Origin of the sequence: Actinoplanes sp. NBRC 101535, from assembly GCF_030269225.1 — a bacterium.
GTDB lineage: Bacteria > Actinomycetota > Actinomycetes > Mycobacteriales > Micromonosporaceae > Actinoplanes > Actinoplanes rectilineatus.
In genome coordinates this window covers 93,382-110,048 of record NZ_BSSY01000016.1, presented here as the reverse complement: position 1 = coordinate 110,048, position 16,667 = coordinate 93,382, and the positions used below count along the sequence as shown (strand labels likewise).

Here is a 16,667-nt window from a genome sequence, read left to right as displayed (position 1 = left end):
CCTTCTCAGGAGAGGTAGCCGCGGGACAGGCGGCGTTCGGCGTGGACGGAGAGCCAGGTCGCGGGGATCGCGATGACGGCGTAGAGCAGGCCGGTGATCGCGTACACCTCCAGGTAGCGGAAGGTGACCGCACCGGCCTGGTAGGCCTGGCCCATCAGCTCGTTCACTGAGATCGAGTAGGCCAGGGAGGTGGTCTGGAAGGACTGGACGGCCAGGCCCATCAGGGCGGGGATCGCCGAGCGCAGGCCCTGCGGCAGGATCACCCGGCCGAAGGCGGTGGCCCGGCCCAGGCCGAGCGCCTGGGCGGCCTCGCGCTGGCCGGCGGGCACCGAGCGGATCCCGGCCCGGATCGTCTCCGAGGAGTACGCCGCCGCGGTGACGGTGAGCCCGATCGCGGCCGCCGGGAAACTGTCGAAGAGCAGGCCGACCGCGGGTAGCCCGTAGTAGACGATGTAGAGCACGACCAGGGCCGGGATGCCGCGGCCGATCTCCACCAGGGTCACCGTCGGCCAGCGCACCCAGGGGTTCGCCGATGAGACGCCGAGGGCGAGGAGCAGTCCGAGCGCGTACCCGCAGACCACCGAGATGACGGTGAGTTGCAGACTGACCAGCAGGCCGTCACCGAGCCGGGGGAGATAGTCGCCCAGTTCCATCAGAGACTCCGGGACAGTCGGGCGTCGAGGACGCGGGCGGCGATCGCGAGCGGGACGCTGATGGCGATGTAGACGCCGGCGGCCACGAAGAACGGGGTGAGCCCGGCGGTGCCGACGTTCTGCCGGGAGAAGGCGGTGGCCTGGGCGGTCATCTCCAGCACGCCGACGGTCGACGCGAGGGACGAGTCCTTCAGCAGCATCAGCAGGTACGTGGTGACCGACGGCAGTGCGGTGCGCAGCGCCTGCGGGGCGAGCACGCGCAGGAAGGTGGTGGTGCGGCCCAGGCCGAGCGCCTGGGCGGCCTCGCGCTGGCCCTTCGGCACGACGGCGAAGCCGCCGCGGTACATCTCCGCGAGGTACGCGCTGGCCACCACGCCGAGGCCGAGGATCGCCGCGCCCAGCGAGTCGAGCCGGTAGTCCCCGACGGCCAGGCCGAAGTACAGCAGGAACAGCCACACGATGGTGGGGACGCCGCGGAGCAGGTCGACGGCGAACCGGAACACCAGGCGCACCGGGGTGTGCCGGGAACGCAGGCCGAGCACGAGCGGGATGCCGCCGACGGCGCCGATCGCGAAGGCGGCGGCGGTGACCAGCAGGGTCAGCGGCAGGCCGATCAGGACGGCGGACAGTGCCTCCGCCATGTCAGCGCTCCAGCACGGCGCTGAGGAAACGCCGGGTGCGTTCCTGGGCGGGCTCGGCCATGATCGCGGCGGGGTCGCCCTCCTCGATGATCTTCCCGTCGGCCATCACCACGAGGTGGTCGGAGACGTCCCGGGCGAACTGCATCTCGTGCGTCACCACGATCATCGTCATGCCGTCGTGGGCCAGTTCACGCATGACGGCGAGGACCTCGACGCCGACCTCCGGGTCCAGGGCGCTGGTCGGCTCGTCGAAGAGCATCGCCCGGGGCTCCAGCGCGAGGGCCCGGACGATCGCGATCCGCTGCTGCTGGCCGCCGGAGCAACGCTGCGGGTGCTGGTGCGCCTTGTCCTTGAGCCCGACCCGGTCGAGCAGGGCCAGGGCCCGCGCCTCGGCCTCCTCCCGGCCGCGGCCGAGGACCTTGCGCTGCGGCAGCACGACGTTCTGCAGCACGGACAGGTTCGGGAACAGGTTGAACGACTGGAAGACCATGCCGACCTGGCGGCGCAGGGCCAGCAGATCCCTCTCGGAGATCTTCTTTCCCGCGTGTACGGTCCGCGAGCCCACCGTGATCGTGCCGGCGTCCGGGGTCTCCAGCAGGTTGACGCAGCGCAGCAGGGTGCTCTTGCCCGAGCCGGACGGCCCGATCAGGGCGGTCACGCCGCCCGGCCGGACGGTGACGGAGATGTCGTCGAGCACCAGGTGGGAGCCGTAGCTCTTGGCCAGGTTCGCGATGGTGACGCCGGCGGTGGCGGCCTCGCCCGCCGGCGTGAACAGGGATTCGGTCATGGCGTGGTCCCTCGGGTCGGTCCGGCCGCCGGGTACGGGCGTACCCGGCGGCCGGGCTGGCTTCAGCGGAGCGACGTGGCCGCCGCGTCGGCGGGCACCACCAGGTCGGCGGCGAGGCCGTACTCGCCGGCGACGGTGACGAGCGTGCCGTCGGTGCGGTAGCCGTCGATGAGCGTGCTCAGCGCGTCGGAGAGGGCCTTGTTGTTCTTGTCGATCGGGAACGCCGAGATGGGCTTGTCGGTGGTGATCGCGATCCGGGTGTCGGCCTGCGACTGCTTGACCTGGAAGTCGGTGCCCCGGTACGCCTCGACGGCGACGCCGTACCCGTCGAGCGCGGCCTGGATGCGGCCGGCCTGCAGGTCCTGCTTCATCTCGGCGGTGCTCGGATAGGTCTTGAGCTTGTCGCCGAGGACCTTGGTCATGTCGTCCTGCCAGGAGAAGCCGGTGCCGGAGCCGACGGCGCCGATCGTCTCCAGCCCGGCGACCGTGTCGACCCCGGTCTTCGAGATGATCGCCATCTGGTCGTAGTAGGTGGGCGTGGTGAAGCCGACCTGCTGGGCGCGGGCCTCGGTCACGTACCAGCCGCCGGTGATGAGGTCGGTGCGCTTCTGGTTGTTGATCATCGCGATGCCGTTGGCGTAGGTGATCGGCACCCAGGCGACCGCCAGGCACTCGGCCGCGGCCAGCTTCTTCACGATGTCGATCTCCATGCCGGAGGCCTCGGCGCCGGTGAGCTTGGTGTACGGCGGGTTCTCCGGGACCCCGACGGTCAGGGTGCCCGCGGTGAAGGTGGTCAGCCCGGCGGTCTGCGGGGTGCAGTCTGCGGCCGGCGCGGCGGTGGTCGACGACGTCTTGGTGCAGCCGGTCAGGGCGAGGGCCGCGACACCGGTGAGGGCGGCGACGCGAACGGCGGTGCGGGAGAAATCAACCATGGTGGGAGTCGCTTCCTGGTTAGGGCGTGCTGGTCGGGGAGGTTCCGGTCAGCGCATCGCGGCGCCGCCGGAGAGCATGAGGGTCTCGCCGGTGATGAAGGCCGCGTGCTCGCCGACCGAGAGCAGCCACACCCACTCGGCGATCTCCTCGGGCTGGGCGACCCGGCCGAGCGGGATCGAGGCGGCGGCGGCGTCCATCCGGCCGGTGGCGGCGTTGCCCGGGGTGGCGACCCAGCCGGGTGCGATCCCGTTGACCCGGATCCGTGCCGGGGCCAGCTCCAGCGCGAGGGACTTGGTGAGCATGACGACCGCGGCCTTCGACGCGCCGTAGAGCAGCTGCCCGGGTGAGACGGTGAAGGCGTCGGTGGAGGCGAAGTTGACGACGGAGGAGCCCTCGCGGAGGCGGCCGCGGACGGCGGCGGTGACGTTCAGGACGCCGAGGACGTTGATGTCGAAGATCCGGCGGTACGTCGCCTCGTCGTAGGTGTCGAGGGTGGTGGGCGGGTAGACGCCGGCGATGTTGGCGACCACCTCGACCGCGCGGTCCGGCCCGAGTGCGGCGTCCAGGGCGGTGGTGAGGGCATCGCGGTCCCGGACGTCGGCGACGACCGGGATCAGCGTGCCGGGGGAGCCCGCCGGGGCGGTGGACGCGACGAGGTCGACGGCGACGACCGTCCAGCCCCGGCGCAGGAACGCCTCCACGGTGCTGCGGCCCATGCCGCTGGCCGCACCCGTGACGACGGCGGTACCTGCGGGTGAACTCATCGGCTTCCCCTGACGTTGCGGTGATGTCCTGGCTGCGCACAGCTCACCAAACCGCGCAGACCAAGGGCAAGCCTCAAGATCTTGTGGTAGGTATAGGCTCAGCCTTGAGGAAAGGGGTGCGTCGATGGCCTTGCCCACCGTGCGCCAACTGCAGTACTTCGTCACCGCGGTCCGTCTCGGCACGTTCGCCGCGGCCGCCGCCGACCAGCACGTGGCCCAGCCCAGCCTCTCGGAACAGATCCGTGAGCTGGAGAAGACCCTCGGACTGCCGCTGTTCACGCGCACCTCGCGCAGGCTGCTGCTGACGGACGCCGGAAAACAATTGTTGCCACTCGCGGAAAAGGTGCTGGCCGGAATCGCGGAAATGGCGGAGACGAGCAACCGGATTCAATCCATCGAGCAGGGCACGGTCACTTTCGGCACCTTCAACAGCGCCCATCTCTACCTGTTGACCGACCTGATCCGCGACTTCCGGGCCCAGCATCCCGGCGTCCGGATCCGGGTCATCGGCCTCAACTCCGCCGAGGTCGCCGACCTGGTCCGCGACGGTGAGATCGAGGCCGGCATCGTTCAGCTCCCGATCGACGACCGCGAACTGAACGTGTCTCCGGCGGTCTTCACCGACCAGGTCGTCTACGTCACCAAGACCAGGGAGAACGCCGAGCAGCCGGTCGACATCGCCACCCTCGTCCAGCGGCGGCTCATCCTCTCCGAGGCCCGCTGGTCGCAGGACGATCCGCTGCGGGTCTCGCTGCTGGCCAGGGCGCAGAGCGCCGGCGTCGTCCTGGAGCCCATCGTGGAGGTCGAATTCCAGACCCACGCCCTCGAACTCGCCGCCCAGGGCATCGGCGACTCGCTGGTCTCCTTCCACGTCGGCCATTCGATGATCGCCCGGCGGGGCCTGTTCTGGGTGCCACTCGACCCGCCGGTGGTGGAGACGTTCGCCTTCATCACCCGCCGTTCCGGCGCGATCTCACCGGCCACGGCGGAATTCATCCGGCACGCCCAGGGCATTCTGACCCGCATTCAGGGATCGGCGCCCAACTGGCGACGTGCCGGTGCACACGAGGGGTGATCGCCGGCGTGCGGTGAACGTCCCGGCGCCCGCCTGCCGCCGGGCCGCGCGAGGGTGACGGTCTGAACCCGTGATCGGTTTGTGCCGATCTCCGGGGTCGCTGTGATCATCGGCATTGACGGATGTCCACGATGGATCAATACTTCCCCATGAATTGATCATGAACAACGGGGAGAACCATCGTGCGGCATCGCCATGTCCTCCGGGCCGGAGCAGCTCTGCTCATGGCCGGGATCGCCCTCATCACACCGACCGCGGCGTCCGCTGACGACACCGTGTCGGCGCTCGCCACCGCCGGCACCGCGGCGACGATCGGTGGTTACCCGGTCTGGGCACACTTCAACAACCCGGGCATCGAGAAGGATGGCGTCGCCGACGACACCATCCACCTCGAACTCGAGCGCCTGATCGACGCGGCACCGGCCGGATCGACGATCCAGGGCAGCATCTACTCGCTCACCCTCAACTCGGTCGCGCAGGCACTGGTGGACGCGCAGACCCGGGGCGTCACGGTGCGCGTCGTCCTCGACGGCAAGAACGCGACCACCGGGGCCACGGCTGTCACCACCATCAAGAAGCTGACCAACCACCGGTTCTGTTCGTACGGCACCGGCAACGCCTGCATCAGCACCAGCGCCACCGGTGACATGCACACCAAGATGTTCACCTTCAGCGCCACCACCGACCCGAACGGCGTCAACCGCACCCAGGTGGCCTGGTTCGGTTCGGCGAACCTGACGACGGCGACCGGCCCGAAGTCGTTCAACAACGCCATCACGGTGTACGGCGACGCGGCGCTGACCGCGGGACTGAACGCGAACTTCACCGACATGTGGAACCAGGCGCACTTCGACGGCAACGACTACTACGACGCCTTCGCACCACGCGGCTACTTCGTGGCGAGCGCGGCGAGCGGATACTCCTCGCCGGAGGCGGAGGGCCAGACGGATTCGATCGTGACCCGCCTCAACGACGTCACGCCGGACGAGAACTGCCGGCTGCGGATCAGCGTGGCCTTCGTGACCGCGGGCCGTCCCGAGCTGCTCGCCCAGATCCTGAAGATGCGTGCCGCCGGCTGCCAGATCTGGATGGTGGCCAGCACCACGGACACCGGCGACATCTGGGTCAACTCGACCGTCTACAACGAGCTGCTCACCGCCGGCGTCAAGATCCGCCGGCAGTACAACGTGCACGACAAGTACTTCGCGCTCTACGGCAAGTTCACCGACACGTACCGGTACCGCATCTACACCGGATCGCAGAACTGGACCGCGGACGCGCTGAGCGGCAACGACGAGCTGTTCGTGAAGATGGCGTGGGAGACGGGCACGACGCACCCGCTCTACACGGCGTACTACAACCACTTCATGGACACCTACAACGAGGGCACCACCTGCACGATCGCGAACTACCCCTGCCGGGAAGTGGTGTAACCGGTCAGCCGAGGCCCTCTTCGCCTCGCGGGCGGCGGGATCGCTGATCCCGCCGCCCCTCCGCATCATCGAATCTCGATGGTGCGGGCCCGCTGCGACGGACGGCCGTGCTGTTAGGGTCCACGCCTGTGGCGAGAATTCTTCTGACCGGGTCGACCGCCGGGATCGGGCGAGCGGCGGCCGTCGCGCTCGTCCAGCAGGGACACGAGGTGATCGTCCACGCGCGCGACGAGCGCCGCGCGGCCGCCTCCGCGGTGCCCGGCGCCGCCGGGGTGGTGACCGGTGACCTGGCCTCGCTGGAACAGACCCGGGCGCTGGCGGCGCAGGCGGCCGCGATCGGCCCGTTCGACACGGTGGTGCTGAACGCGGGCCTGGCCCGCATGACGGCGACCGAGCGGGACCTCACCGAGGACGGCATCGAGTCGACGTTCCAGGTGAACACCCTGTCGGCGTACGCGCTGGCCGCCCTGCTGCCACGCCCCCGCCGGATCGTCCTCACCTCGTCCGCGCTCGCCGGCGACGGCAGGCTCGATCTCGACGACCCGAGCTACGCCCACCGCGCCTTCCACGGGCGTGAGGCCTACGCCACGACGAAACTGCACCTGGTCCTGATCGCCCTCGGCCTCGGCCGGCACTGGCCCGGGACCGACGTGCTCGCCTTCGACCCGGGCTGGGTCGCCACCGCCATGACGGCCCGCAACGGCGACCGTGCCCCGCTCACCCCGGAACACGCCGGTGAGCGCCTCGCCCGTCTCGCCACCGGCGGCACCGTCCCGCCGGACTCCTACGACACCGAGCGTGCCTGGACCCCCGGCCCGTCCGAGCACGACGTCGCGACCCAGGACGCGCTGCTGCGCCTCTGCGCCGCACAGACCGGGATCAGCCTCCCCGCGTGATCGATGCGGGGACCCTGCGGGCGACGCTGCCGGGCGGCTACCGGTTCCGGCGGGGTACGCGGTAAGCACGGTCACCGATGCTCGCGGACCTTGCCCACCGGCCAGCCCACGAAGTCGGCGATCTCCTGATCGGGGGTGGCGGGTGCGAACAGCCACTCCTCGATCGCCGCGCTCAGCGACGGCGGCACGCCCGGTGTCCACGGGTCGGGCGCCGGGACGTCGTCGAACAGGCCGTCGGCGTGGTAGGCCCCGGCGAGCGCCGCGAGCAGCCCGGCCCGTCCGTCGTCGCCGCTCGCGGCCGGCGTGCCGGTGAGCCAGTCGTGCAGCTGCCAGCCGGTGGCCGAGACCATGCCGCCGGTGACGACGCGCCGCCCGCTCCGGATGAGTTCCTCGGCGTACGCCCGGCGGGCCGCGTCGGCACGGAACGGCGCCTCCAGCAGCAGCCGGACATGCCGCTGGACGACTTCGGTCACGGGCGGAACCTCAACATGTCTAGGGAAACTAGCTACCAGCTCACCTAGTTGCAAGGTGTGATGAAATACAGTCATGCAGGATGACGAGGCGTTCGCCGGACTCGACCCCGTGACCCTGGCCGTCCGCGACATGATCGGCGGCTCGCGGGAACTGGTGGGCCGCATGGCCGTACGGATGAGAATGAACGCCACCGACATGTCAGCCATCGGCGCGCTGGTGCAACACGGGCCGATGGGCGCCACCGACCTGGCCCGCAACCTCGGCATCCGCACCGCCTCGGTGACCCTGCTGATCGACCGCCTCGAACGCGACGGCCACGTCGAACGCACCCGCGACACCACCGACCGCCGCCGGGTCACCGTCACCGAGACGGCGGCCGCCCGGCGCGCCTCGGTCGAGGCCTGGGCCCCGGTCATCCACCGCATCGACGAGGTCTGCGCGGCCCTGTCCACCGCCGACCGCGAGGTCGTCCTGGCCTTCCTCGGCCGCCTCACCGAAGCCGTCGCCGAGGGCGAGGGCCAGGGCACGGGCGAGAAGGGATGAACCACCCCTGCGCCCGGGTGGTGGTGCACGCGATCCCCGGGCGGCGGGTGTCCTTTACGCGGTGCTGCGGGAGCGGTGCAGCAGCCAGACGAAGTACGGGGCTCCGAGCAACGCCATCATCAGCCCCGCAGGGACCTGCGACGGCGCGATCACGGTGCGCCCGAGCGTGTCCGCCACCCCCACGAGCAGGGCACCGAGCAGCATCGCGACCGGGATGATGCGGGCGTGGCGGACGCCGACCAGCGCTCGTGCCAGGTGCGGGGCGACCAGGCCGACGAAGCCGACCACCCCGACGGCGATGACGCTGACGGCCGCCGCGGTGGCCGCGATCGCCAGGAGGACCAGCCGGGTGTGCTCACGGCGTACCCCGAAGATCTGTGGGGTGTCCTCGTCGATCGACAGGAGATCCAGCTGGCGGCGGAGGCCGAGAACCAGCGGGGTCGCCAGCAGGAGCACGACGGCGACCGGGAGCACGTCGGTGAACGTACGGCCGTAGGTGGTGCCGGACAGCCAGGTGAAGATCCGGGGCGTGTCGTACGGATCGGCGCGCAGCAGCAGGAACGTGCTGACGCTGCTGAGGGCGTAGCCGCAGCCGATGCCGATGAGCAGGAAACGGTCGGGGAGGAAGCCGCCGCGCCAGGCGAGCACGGTGATCAGGGCGAAGGTGGCGAGGCCGGTGAGTACGGCGGCCGCGATCAGGGTGGTGCGGCCGCCGGGCAGGCCGGAGGTCACCACGATGACGGCGCCGAGCCCGGCTCCGGCGGTGATGCCGAGGATGCCGGGTTCGGCCAGCGGGTTGCGGACGGTGCCCTGCACGACGGTTCCGGCGAGGGCGAGGGCCGCACCGGCGGTGACCGCGGCGGCGACCCGCGGGGCGCGGTCGTCGAGAGCCCGGGCGATCAGGTCCGGGGCGGTGCCCTGCAGCCAGAGGGTGAGGTCGCCGGTGCGCAGCCACAGGCTGCCGGCCAGCAGGCCGGCGAGCACGGTGGCGGCCAGCAGGACGACGGCGACGATCATGACGATCACGAAGCGGGGGTACGAGCGGACCGGCACGTGAGCGCGTGGCGCCGAACCCCGGTCGCGCAGCCGGAGCGCGAGGATCACGATGACCACGGCGCCCAGCAGCGACGTCGGGATGCCGGTCGGGATCGACGCGGCGGCCTGGGCACCCATGATCGCGCGCAGGGTCACGTCGGCGAGCAGCACCAGGAACGCTCCGGCGAGACCGCAGGCCGGGATCAGGAAACCGTGGCGGCTCAGGACGCCGATGCGGACGGCGGCCAGGCGTACCGCGACGGGCGCGGCCAGGCCGACGAAGGCCAGCGGCCCGGCCAGGGTCACCGAGATGCTGGTCAGCAGGACGGCGCAGAGCACCGCCACGATCCGGGTGGCGCGGACCGGGACGCCGAGGGAGGCGGCCGCGTCGTCGCCCAGCCCGAGGACGTCGAGGCGCCGGGCCAGCAGGACGGCGACGGCGAGGACGGCGACGACGACCGGGGCGGCCCGGGTGGCGGCGTCCAGGTTGAGTTGGGCCAGGGAGCCGCTGCCCCACGCGTACAGGCCGGTGGTGCCCTCCCGGAACAGGATCAGCAGCATCGCGGCGGCCGCGTCGAGGGCCATCGCGACCGCCGAACCGGCCAGGATCAGCCGGGTCGTGGCGGCGCCCGCGCCGGCGCCGGCCAGGCCGAGCACGAGGCCGGCGGCGAGCAGGCCACCGGTGAAGGCCACCGCTCCCGAGGCCACCAGCGGGATCGTGATCCCGAACGCGGCGACCGCGCACAACGCGAAGTAGGAACCGGCGGTGACGGCCAGGGTGTCCGGGGCGGCGAGAGGGTTCCGGGTGACCGACTGGAGCAGGGCCCCGGCGGTGCCGAGCGCCACGCCGACCGCGACACCGGCCAGCAGGCGGGGCAGGCGGGAGCCGGTGAACACGTCACCGACCGGTACGCCGCCGACGGTCTCCCGCGCGCCGAGGGCGTAGCGCAGCAGATCCCCGAAGCCGGCCCCCGAGGTGCCCTGCGTCAGGTGCCACAGTCCGACCGTGAGGACCAGGACGAGCAGGGCGACGAGGACGGCCGCCCCGCTCGCGCCGCGGCCGAACCCGACTGCGGGTAACGGCCGCGGCGCGGGGGTGTCGCTCACTTCGAGGTCAGGATGTCGACGTAGGCGTCGATCGCCTGCTCGTTCGACTTCGGGCCGCCGGCGCCCCAGACACTGTTCGGGAAGGTGTGCGCGCGGCCTTCCTTCACCGCGGGCAGGGCGTTCCAGATCGGGCTCTTGGCCAGCTCGGTGACGTAGTTCTCGGCGGTGCCGTCGTTGGCGTAGAACAGGGTCGCGTCGCCGACGGCGGTGAGGCCCTCGATGTCGGTCTGGGCGAGACCGTAGGAGGCGTCGACGCCGCCGCTGCCGTACGTCGAGTTGATCTCGTCGGTCCAGGCCGAGGTCATGCCGAGCTGCTCGCCGATCTCGGTGAACAGGGCACCCTTGCCGTAGGGCCGGATGACCACGTTGCCGCCCTCGATCCACCCGTCGAAGAACAGGAACTTCGTGGCGGGTACGTTCGCCGCGGCGAGCTTCTGCTTGGCCGCCGCGAAGTGCGCGTCGAAGTCCTTCAGGACCAGGTCCGCGCGTTCGGTGCGGCCGGTGGCCGTACCGATCATGGAGAAGACCTTCTTCATGTTGTCGATCTGCCCACTCGCGTCGGCGCCGATGGTGGCCAGCACGGGGACGCCACGCTTCTCCAGCTTGGCCAGCAGTTCGTCGTCGGCCTTGTAGACCTCCATGACGATCAGGTCGGGGTTCGTCGCGTACAGGGCGTCGAGGTCGGGCTCACCACGCTCGCCGGCGCTGGCGACGCCCTCGGGCAGCTTCTCCGCGGTGACGTACTGGGTGTAGCCGTCGGGGCTGGCGACCGCGACCGGGCTGACGCAGAGGGTGAGCAGGTCCTCGGTCTGCTGCCACTCCAGGACGGCGACCCGCTCGGCGGGCTTGGCGAGTTCGACCTTGCGGCCGACGCCGTCGGTCATCGACACCGGGCCGGTCGCGGTGGTCGTGGTGTCGTCGGCGCAGGTCTGTGATGCGGGCGCGGACGGGGCGCTGGTGGCCTCGTCGACGTTCGTGGTGCCGCAACCGGTGAGGGTCATGGCGAACACGGCGAGTGTCGCGGTGCCGGCGGCGAGTCTATTGACAGGGATCATGCGGTCGTCTCTTTCACGGTGACTTGGAGGTTCCGGGCGGGATGCCGCCCGATGGGGTCGATGCGCAGGCGTCCGGTGTGCGGGTCGGTGCCGACCTCGACGCGCAGGCCGTAGACCTCGGTGAGGTGCTCGGCGGTGAGCACCTCCCGGGGGTCGCCCGCGGCGTGGATGCGCCCGGCGCGCAGGAGCAGCAGGGTGTCGGCGACCCGGGCGGCGTGGTCGAGGTCGTGCAGCACGATGCCGACGGCGACGCCGTGGTCGTCGGCGAGGTCGCGGACCAGGTCGAGGGTCTCGATCTGGTAGCGCAGGTCCAGGTGGTTGGTCGGCTCGTCGAGCAGCACGACGCCGGTGTCCTGGGCCAGGCAGGCGGCCAGCCAGACGCGTTGCGCCTCGCCGCCGGAGAGTTCACCGATCGGGCGCCCGGCCTTGTCCTGGACGCCGGTGACCCGCATCGCGTGCTCGATCGCGGCCTGGTCGGCCGGCGCGGGGCCGGCGAACCGGCGCCGGTGCGGGTGCCGTCCGAAAGCGACGACCTCGCTGACCGTGAGCCCGGGCGGGGCCTGCCGGGACTGGGTGAAGAGCGTCACCTCGCGGGCGAACTGACGCACGGTGAGCGCCGACACGGGTTTGCCGTCCAGGAGCACGTCGCCGGCGTAGACGCGGTGCAGCCGGGCGAGGGCGCGCAGCAGGGTGGACTTCCCGCTGCCGTTCGGGCCGACCAGCGCCGTCACATGCCCGGGTGTCAGCACCGCCGAGACGCCGTGGACGACGGTCGTGGCGCCGTAGCGGAGCACGAGCTGGTCGCCGGTCAGGACCGCGGGTGAGGACATGGATCGGCTCCGTCAGGTAAGGATTGCCTTGCCTAACGGAGAGTAATTCAAGATCAAATTGTCGACAATCCCGCGCTCAGGACACCTGATACGGGATTCCGGACAGCGACGCCTTGGTCAGCAGTCCCGGCGTCACCTTCATCACCCGGCGGAACGCGGCGATGAACGTGCTCGGCTGCGAGTAACCGAGTAGCTCGGACACCTCCTGGACCTCGGCGCCCGCGGACAGCAGCGCCAGTGCCTCGTGGATGCGCAACGCCTGCCGCCACTGCGCGAACGACAGCCCGGTCGCCTCCCGGAACGCCCGGGTGATGGTGCGGTCGCTCACTTTCAGGTGCGCGGCCCACTCCGCCAGGCTGCGGTCGTCAGACGGGTCCCGCAGCAGCGCCTCGGCGATCGCGTCGATCCGCCGGTCGCCGGGCAGGTCCAGCGCGAACTGCCGGTCCGCGGCCTCCAGCACGTCGAACACGACCGCCTCGGTCCGGGCTCGCTCATCGTCACCGAGATCTGAGCGTCCCAGTCGCAACAGAAGAGACTCCAGTAATGGGGTGATGATTATCGTCGTCGGCCCGTCGAACACGACCGGCGTTCGCTCGGGGACGAAGAAGGCGTCATGAAACTCCGCGGCGTACGTCACCCTGCCCCCATGCACCATCCCGGCCGGCATCCACATGCCGAATCCCGGTGGCACCGTGAAGATCCGGTTCCCGATCCGGGAGGTCAGTGTTCCACCGCGGACCCACACCAGCTCATGCATGAGATGCACGTGCGGCGACCACTCCGTCGGCACGACATGCGCCCACGACTCGGCCACGATCGCCAGCGAGCCCGGATCCCGGAGCGGCGTCGCCGCGCCCTGAAGCACCACCGTGCCGGGATCGCGGCGCCAGGTGCCCAGGCCGAGATCATCATGCCGCGGCGTCTCCATGCCGACGAGCCTATGCGGCGCCACCCCGCGCCTCCGCGGGCAGCGGGTCGATGTGACGGACCCGTGCCGAGCGGATGGAACTGTCGCACTCTGTCAGGATCCGCGACTGACGTGGCGCCTCACACCGTTCCGGGTGTGCTCACGTTCGGCACACGGACGGATTGGGTGCTGTCGTCAGGCGTTGCGGGCACATGCCAGGGTTTGGAAATTGTGCGTTACCGGCAGCGGGTCACGGAGATCGCCGTGATTGGCTGGTGCGCGGTTCCGTCTCCGATAGTCCTTGATCAGGCCGACGGCGAAGCTGGCCAGGTGCGCGATGGCGCTCTGCTTGGCCTGGGCGGTCCAGGTGTCCAGGTGCTGGCCCTGGAGTTGGCGCAGCATCCCGGCGAATTCGCTGACCAGCCGGTCGTCTCGCTGAGGATCGCAAGCCTCGGGCCGGTTGTCGTGGATGTTCGCATCGGGAGCAGGCGTGCTGCCGGCCACCGCGACGGTCCGCAAGCGGCGCTGTTGCCCGGGCACGACGATGCGTCTCTCGATCCTCCCGTCGGCCTGTCTGCGTGGCCGGGCAATGGTTGATCATCCGTCCTGCTCCCCGTAGAGCTGATGGTGTCGGTGCGCACTGGCGGGGCGTACGCTCGTCGGTGGTGAGCCGGGAAGCCTGGTCGGCGCGTGATGACGTGTCGGCGGCGGGAGGCTCGCGGTGAAGGTTCTGATTCTGACGATGGGCACGCGTGGTGACGTACAGCCGTACATCGCTCTCGCCCAGGAGTTGCACAGACGCCGTCACGACGTGGTGCTGGGGGCCCCGGAGCGCTTCGCCGATCTGATCACCGAGCACGGTGTGGCGTTCGCCGGCATGGATGACGGCCCGCTGCGAGTGCTTGACACCAGCGCCACCGTGGGTGAGGTGGCCGCGGGCGGGCTGCGGGCGAAGGCGGCGCTGATGCGCCGGATGCCGGCGATGTTCGCCCGGGTCTTCGAGGACTGCTGGCAGATTGCGTCAACGGGGCCGGGTGCCGACGCTGACCTGATCGTGCACAACGGTCAGATCATGACGGGCCGGCATGTCGCCGAGAAGCTGGGTGTGCCGGCGGTCCTGGCCCTGCCGATACCGCTGTACGTGCCGACGCGGGAGTTCGCGTGGCCGGGACAGCAGCTGCCGTCGTGGCTGCCGACTGCGGCGAACCGGGCGAGCTATGCCGGGATGAAGGCGCCGGCGCTGATGTTCGGCCGTACAGTCGATCGGTGGCGTGCCGGGCTGGGCCTGCCCCGGCGGCGGGGCAGGCATGATCCACTGCGGACTTCCGGCGGTGGACGGTCACTGGTGTTGCATGCGGTGAGCCCGCAGGTGGTGCCACGTCCCGCTGACTGGCCGGTGTCAGCGCAAGTCACCGGTTACTGGTTCGCCGACCGCCGGACCACCGTCACGGAGACGCTGCCCGTGCGGCCGGCAACCGCGGACGGGGGTGACCCGCTGGTCTTCGTCGGATTCGGCAGTATGGCCGGGCCGGACCCGGCGGCCGTGACCCGGGAGGTCGTGGCGGCGTTGCGGATGGCCGGAGTGCGCGGCATACTTGCCGCCGGCTGGGGCGGGTTGAGTGAGGTACCGTCACCGCCGGATGTGTTCCTCACCGGCGAGGTCCCGCATGAGACGCTGTTCCCACAAGTGGCGGCGGTGGTGCATCACGGCGGTGCGGGTACGACGGCAGCGGCGGTCCGTGCAGGTGTCCCGCAGGTGGTGTGCCCGTTCGTCGCTGATCAGCCGTTCTGGGGTCGGCGGATGCATCAACTCGGTGTGGCTCCGGAACCGATCGCTCAGCGCAGCCTGACCGTTACCACGCTGGCCGCGGCGATCCGCCGCGCGGTCGGTGATCCCGACATGATCGGCGCCGCACGTCGGCTGGGGGAACGGGTCCGGGCCGAGAACGGTGTGGCCGTCGCTGTCGACCTTCTGGAAAGAGCGGTGGCCGAGCGTCGATAAACCCCTGGCCGGAGTGAGGTCAGTCGCTGCCGTGAGCGGTCCGGCACGATAGGTTCGGCTCAGGTGTGCCGGGAAGTCTGGTCGGCGATGTGTTCGCCGTTCCCTTTTCCGGAGGATGTCCTGTGTCAGCTCCGCCGCCTCATCAGCATCGTCATCTGTTCGGCCGGGGTAGCTGGCCGGAGGTCAGCCGGATCGGCGATATCCTGCGCACCGAGACAGCCGGTGGAGCGCTGCTACTGGCCGCCGCGGTCCTGGCGCTGGTGTGGGCGAACTCGCCGTGGTCATCGGGGTATCAGGACCTGGTCGCGTTCAAGGTCGGCCCACACGCGCTGCACCTGGATCTGACGTTGGCGCAGTGGGCCGCGGACGGGTTGCTGGCGATCTTCTTCTTCGTCGCCGGTCTCGAGCTGAAACGTGAGTTCGTGGCGGGTGACCTGCGTGACCCGCGCCGAGCGGTACTGCCGGTCGCCGCGGCGGTCGGTGGCATGGCCGTGCCTGCGCTTATCTACGTCGGGGTCAACGCGGGTATGTCGGGCGGGTCGTTGCGGGGATGGGCGGTGCCGACCGCCACCGACATCGCGTTCGCGCTGGCCGTCCTCGCGGTCATCTCCACGCACCTGCCGGCTGCGTTGCGCACGTTCCTGCTCACGCTCGCGGTGGTCGACGACCTGCTCGCCATTCTGATCATCGCGGTGTTCTACACCAGCTCGCTGAGCCTGCTGCCCCTGGCCGCGGCCCTGATCCCGCTGGGGCTCTTCGCTTTCCTGGTGCAGCGCCGGGTCCGCTCGTGGTGGCTGCTGCTGCCCCTCGCGGCGGCGACCTGGGCGCTGGTGCACGCCTCCGGTGTCCACGCCACGGTCGCCGGAGTGTTGCTCGGCTTCATGGTCCCGGTGATCCGCCGCATTCCCGGGGACGGGCACGGTCTGGCGGAGCATTTCGAGCACCGGTGGCGGCCCGTGTCAGCCGGGTTCGCGGTACCGGTCTTCGCGTTCTTCGCCGCCGGGGTGTCCGTCGCCGGGGCCGGAGGACTCGGAGAGACGCTGCGCGACCCGGTCACGATCGGCATCGTGCTCGGTCTGGTGGTCGGCAAATGCGTCGGCGTTCTCGGCTCGACGTGGCTGGTGCAACGCTTCACCCGCGCCACCCTCGGTGAGGGGGTGAGCTGGTGGGACGTTCTCGGACTGGCACTGCTCGGGGGGATCGGGTTCACCGTGTCACTGCTGATCGGCGAGCTCGCGTTCGGTGTCGGCAGCGAGAAGGACGAACACGCCCGCATCGGCATCCTGGCCGGGTCCTTGGTCTCGGCGTTGCTGGCCATGGTGGTGCTGCGCGCCCGCAACCGCCACTATCGGCAGCTGTGCGCGGCCGAGGCGGTCGACGCCGACGCCGACGGGATCCCCGACGTCTGGGATGACGACCCCGTGCGGCGCTGACCGGCGGGCAGACCTTCCCGTGCGGTGCGGGACAGGCGTACGGTGAGCGATAGGTGTGCCGGGAAGTCTGGTCGGCGGTCATAGCTCCACGCCCCGACC

17 protein-coding genes are annotated in these 16,667 nt (G+C 70.6%); 6 read left to right on the top strand and 11 right to left on the bottom strand.

Annotated elements, in window-relative coordinates; all coding sequences use genetic code 11:
• Positions 1-5: 5 nt before the first annotated feature.
• From QSK32_RS34260 to QSK32_RS34240, 5 genes are all read right to left on the bottom strand, one after another.
• Complete coding sequence (locus QSK32_RS34260; RefSeq protein ID WP_045741923.1) at positions 6-653, bottom strand: amino acid ABC transporter permease; 648 nt, start codon at positions 651-653, stop codon at positions 6-8.
• A complete protein-coding gene (locus QSK32_RS34255; protein WP_045741922.1) occupies positions 653-1,294 on the bottom strand; it encodes an amino acid ABC transporter permease in 642 nt (213 codons plus the stop codon). Before QSK32_RS34255 ends, QSK32_RS34260 begins: the two co-directional genes overlap by 1 nt.
• A gap of 1 nt (position 1,295) precedes the next feature.
• Complete coding sequence (locus tag QSK32_RS34250; RefSeq protein WP_045741921.1) at positions 1,296-2,081, bottom strand: amino acid ABC transporter ATP-binding protein; 786 nt, start codon at positions 2,079-2,081, stop codon at positions 1,296-1,298.
• A 62-nt stretch (positions 2,082-2,143) separates the two neighbouring features.
• Complete coding sequence (locus QSK32_RS34245) at positions 2,144-3,013, bottom strand: substrate-binding periplasmic protein (protein ID WP_052720365.1); 870 nt, start codon at positions 3,011-3,013, stop codon at positions 2,144-2,146.
• A 48-nt stretch (positions 3,014-3,061) separates the two neighbouring features.
• Positions 3,062-3,778, bottom strand: coding sequence for an SDR family NAD(P)-dependent oxidoreductase (locus QSK32_RS34240; RefSeq protein ID WP_045741920.1), 717 nt, complete (start codon positions 3,776-3,778; stop codon positions 3,062-3,064).
• A gap of 124 nt (positions 3,779-3,902) precedes the next feature.
• Here QSK32_RS34240 and QSK32_RS34235 point away from each other — a divergent pair, with 124 nt between their 5' ends.
• The 3 genes from QSK32_RS34235 to QSK32_RS34225 all read left to right on the top strand — a co-directional run bounded on the left by QSK32_RS34235 (position 3,903) and on the right by QSK32_RS34225 (position 7,182).
• Positions 3,903-4,853, top strand: coding sequence for a LysR family transcriptional regulator (locus QSK32_RS34235; RefSeq protein ID WP_045741919.1), 951 nt, complete (start codon positions 3,903-3,905; stop codon positions 4,851-4,853).
• 182 nt (positions 4,854-5,035) lie between these two features.
• Positions 5,036-6,286: a phospholipase D-like domain-containing protein gene (locus QSK32_RS34230; RefSeq protein ID WP_285474205.1), complete on the top strand. Its 1,251-nt coding sequence runs from the start codon at positions 5,036-5,038 to the stop codon at positions 6,284-6,286.
• 128 nt (positions 6,287-6,414) lie between these two features.
• Entirely contained in the window at positions 6,415-7,182 is a 768-nt protein-coding gene (locus QSK32_RS34225) for an SDR family NAD(P)-dependent oxidoreductase (RefSeq protein WP_045741918.1), read from the top strand.
• A 71-nt stretch (positions 7,183-7,253) separates the two neighbouring features.
• Here QSK32_RS34225 and QSK32_RS34220 read toward each other — a convergent pair whose 3' ends face one another.
• Entirely contained in the window at positions 7,254-7,655 is a 402-nt protein-coding gene (locus QSK32_RS34220; protein WP_045741917.1) for a hypothetical protein, read from the bottom strand.
• A 73-nt stretch (positions 7,656-7,728) separates the two neighbouring features.
• Here QSK32_RS34220 and QSK32_RS34215 point away from each other — a divergent pair, with 73 nt between their 5' ends.
• The gene (locus QSK32_RS34215; RefSeq protein ID WP_045741916.1) at positions 7,729-8,199 is read left to right on the top strand and encodes a MarR family winged helix-turn-helix transcriptional regulator; all 471 of its coding nucleotides are present in this window, start codon (positions 7,729-7,731) and stop codon (positions 8,197-8,199) included.
• Positions 8,200-8,253: 54 nt separating this feature from the next.
• On the opposite strand, the gene QSK32_RS34210 is transcribed toward QSK32_RS34215, so the two are convergent.
• From QSK32_RS34210 to QSK32_RS34190, 5 genes are all read right to left on the bottom strand, one after another.
• The gene (locus QSK32_RS34210; protein WP_285474204.1) at positions 8,254-10,341 is read right to left on the bottom strand and encodes an iron ABC transporter permease; all 2,088 of its coding nucleotides are present in this window, start codon (positions 10,339-10,341) and stop codon (positions 8,254-8,256) included.
• Positions 10,338-11,396: an ABC transporter substrate-binding protein gene (locus QSK32_RS34205; RefSeq protein ID WP_285474203.1), complete on the bottom strand. Its 1,059-nt coding sequence runs from the start codon at positions 11,394-11,396 to the stop codon at positions 10,338-10,340. Before QSK32_RS34205 ends, QSK32_RS34210 begins: the two co-directional genes overlap by 4 nt.
• Positions 11,393-12,226 carry an ABC transporter ATP-binding protein gene (locus QSK32_RS34200; protein WP_285474202.1) on the bottom strand — a complete coding sequence of 278 codons (834 nt, stop codon included), beginning with the start codon at positions 12,224-12,226 and terminating at the stop codon, positions 11,393-11,395. Before QSK32_RS34200 ends, QSK32_RS34205 begins: the two co-directional genes overlap by 4 nt.
• A gap of 76 nt (positions 12,227-12,302) precedes the next feature.
• Positions 12,303-13,154: a helix-turn-helix domain-containing protein gene (locus QSK32_RS34195; protein WP_285474201.1), complete on the bottom strand. Its 852-nt coding sequence runs from the start codon at positions 13,152-13,154 to the stop codon at positions 12,303-12,305.
• 174 nt (positions 13,155-13,328) lie between these two features.
• Complete coding sequence (locus QSK32_RS34190) at positions 13,329-13,652, bottom strand: hypothetical protein (RefSeq protein ID WP_285474200.1); 324 nt, start codon at positions 13,650-13,652, stop codon at positions 13,329-13,331.
• Between the two features lie 202 nt (positions 13,653-13,854).
• Here QSK32_RS34190 and QSK32_RS34185 point away from each other — a divergent pair, with 202 nt between their 5' ends.
• Positions 13,855-15,135 (top strand): glycosyltransferase, encoded by a 1,281-nt coding sequence (locus QSK32_RS34185; protein WP_285474199.1) that lies wholly within the window; start codon positions 13,855-13,857, stop codon positions 15,133-15,135.
• A gap of 122 nt (positions 15,136-15,257) precedes the next feature.
• Complete coding sequence (gene nhaA, locus QSK32_RS34180) at positions 15,258-16,568, top strand: Na+/H+ antiporter NhaA (RefSeq protein WP_285474198.1); 1,311 nt, start codon at positions 15,258-15,260, stop codon at positions 16,566-16,568.
• Positions 16,569-16,667: the final 99 nt, after the last annotated feature.

What these genes read in the sequence shown, in the direction of transcription:
- QSK32_RS34260 (WP_045741923.1), bottom strand. Translation starts at nt 653, where the DNA reads ATGGAACTGGGCGACTATCTCCCCCGGCTCGGTGACGGCCTGCTGGTC.
- QSK32_RS34255 (WP_045741922.1), bottom strand. Translation starts at nt 1,294, where the DNA reads ATGGCGGAGGCACTGTCCGCCGTCCTGATCGGCCTGCCGCTGACCCTG.
- QSK32_RS34250 (WP_045741921.1), bottom strand. Translation starts at nt 2,081, where the DNA reads ATGACCGAATCCCTGTTCACGCCGGCGGGCGAGGCCGCCACCGCCGGC.
- QSK32_RS34245 (WP_052720365.1), bottom strand. Translation starts at nt 3,013, where the DNA reads ATGGTTGATTTCTCCCGCACCGCCGTTCGCGTCGCCGCCCTCACCGGT.
- QSK32_RS34240 (WP_045741920.1), bottom strand. Translation starts at nt 3,778, where the DNA reads ATGAGTTCACCCGCAGGTACCGCCGTCGTCACGGGTGCGGCCAGCGGC.
- QSK32_RS34235 (WP_045741919.1), top strand. Translation starts at nt 3,903, where the DNA reads ATGGCCTTGCCCACCGTGCGCCAACTGCAGTACTTCGTCACCGCGGTC.
- QSK32_RS34215 (WP_045741916.1), top strand. Translation starts at nt 7,729, where the DNA reads ATGCAGGATGACGAGGCGTTCGCCGGACTCGACCCCGTGACCCTGGCC.
- QSK32_RS34205 (WP_285474203.1), bottom strand. Translation starts at nt 11,396, where the DNA reads ATGATCCCTGTCAATAGACTCGCCGCCGGCACCGCGACACTCGCCGTG.
- QSK32_RS34200 (WP_285474202.1), bottom strand. Translation starts at nt 12,226, where the DNA reads ATGTCCTCACCCGCGGTCCTGACCGGCGACCAGCTCGTGCTCCGCTAC.
- QSK32_RS34195 (WP_285474201.1), bottom strand. Translation starts at nt 13,154, where the DNA reads ATGGAGACGCCGCGGCATGATGATCTCGGCCTGGGCACCTGGCGCCGC.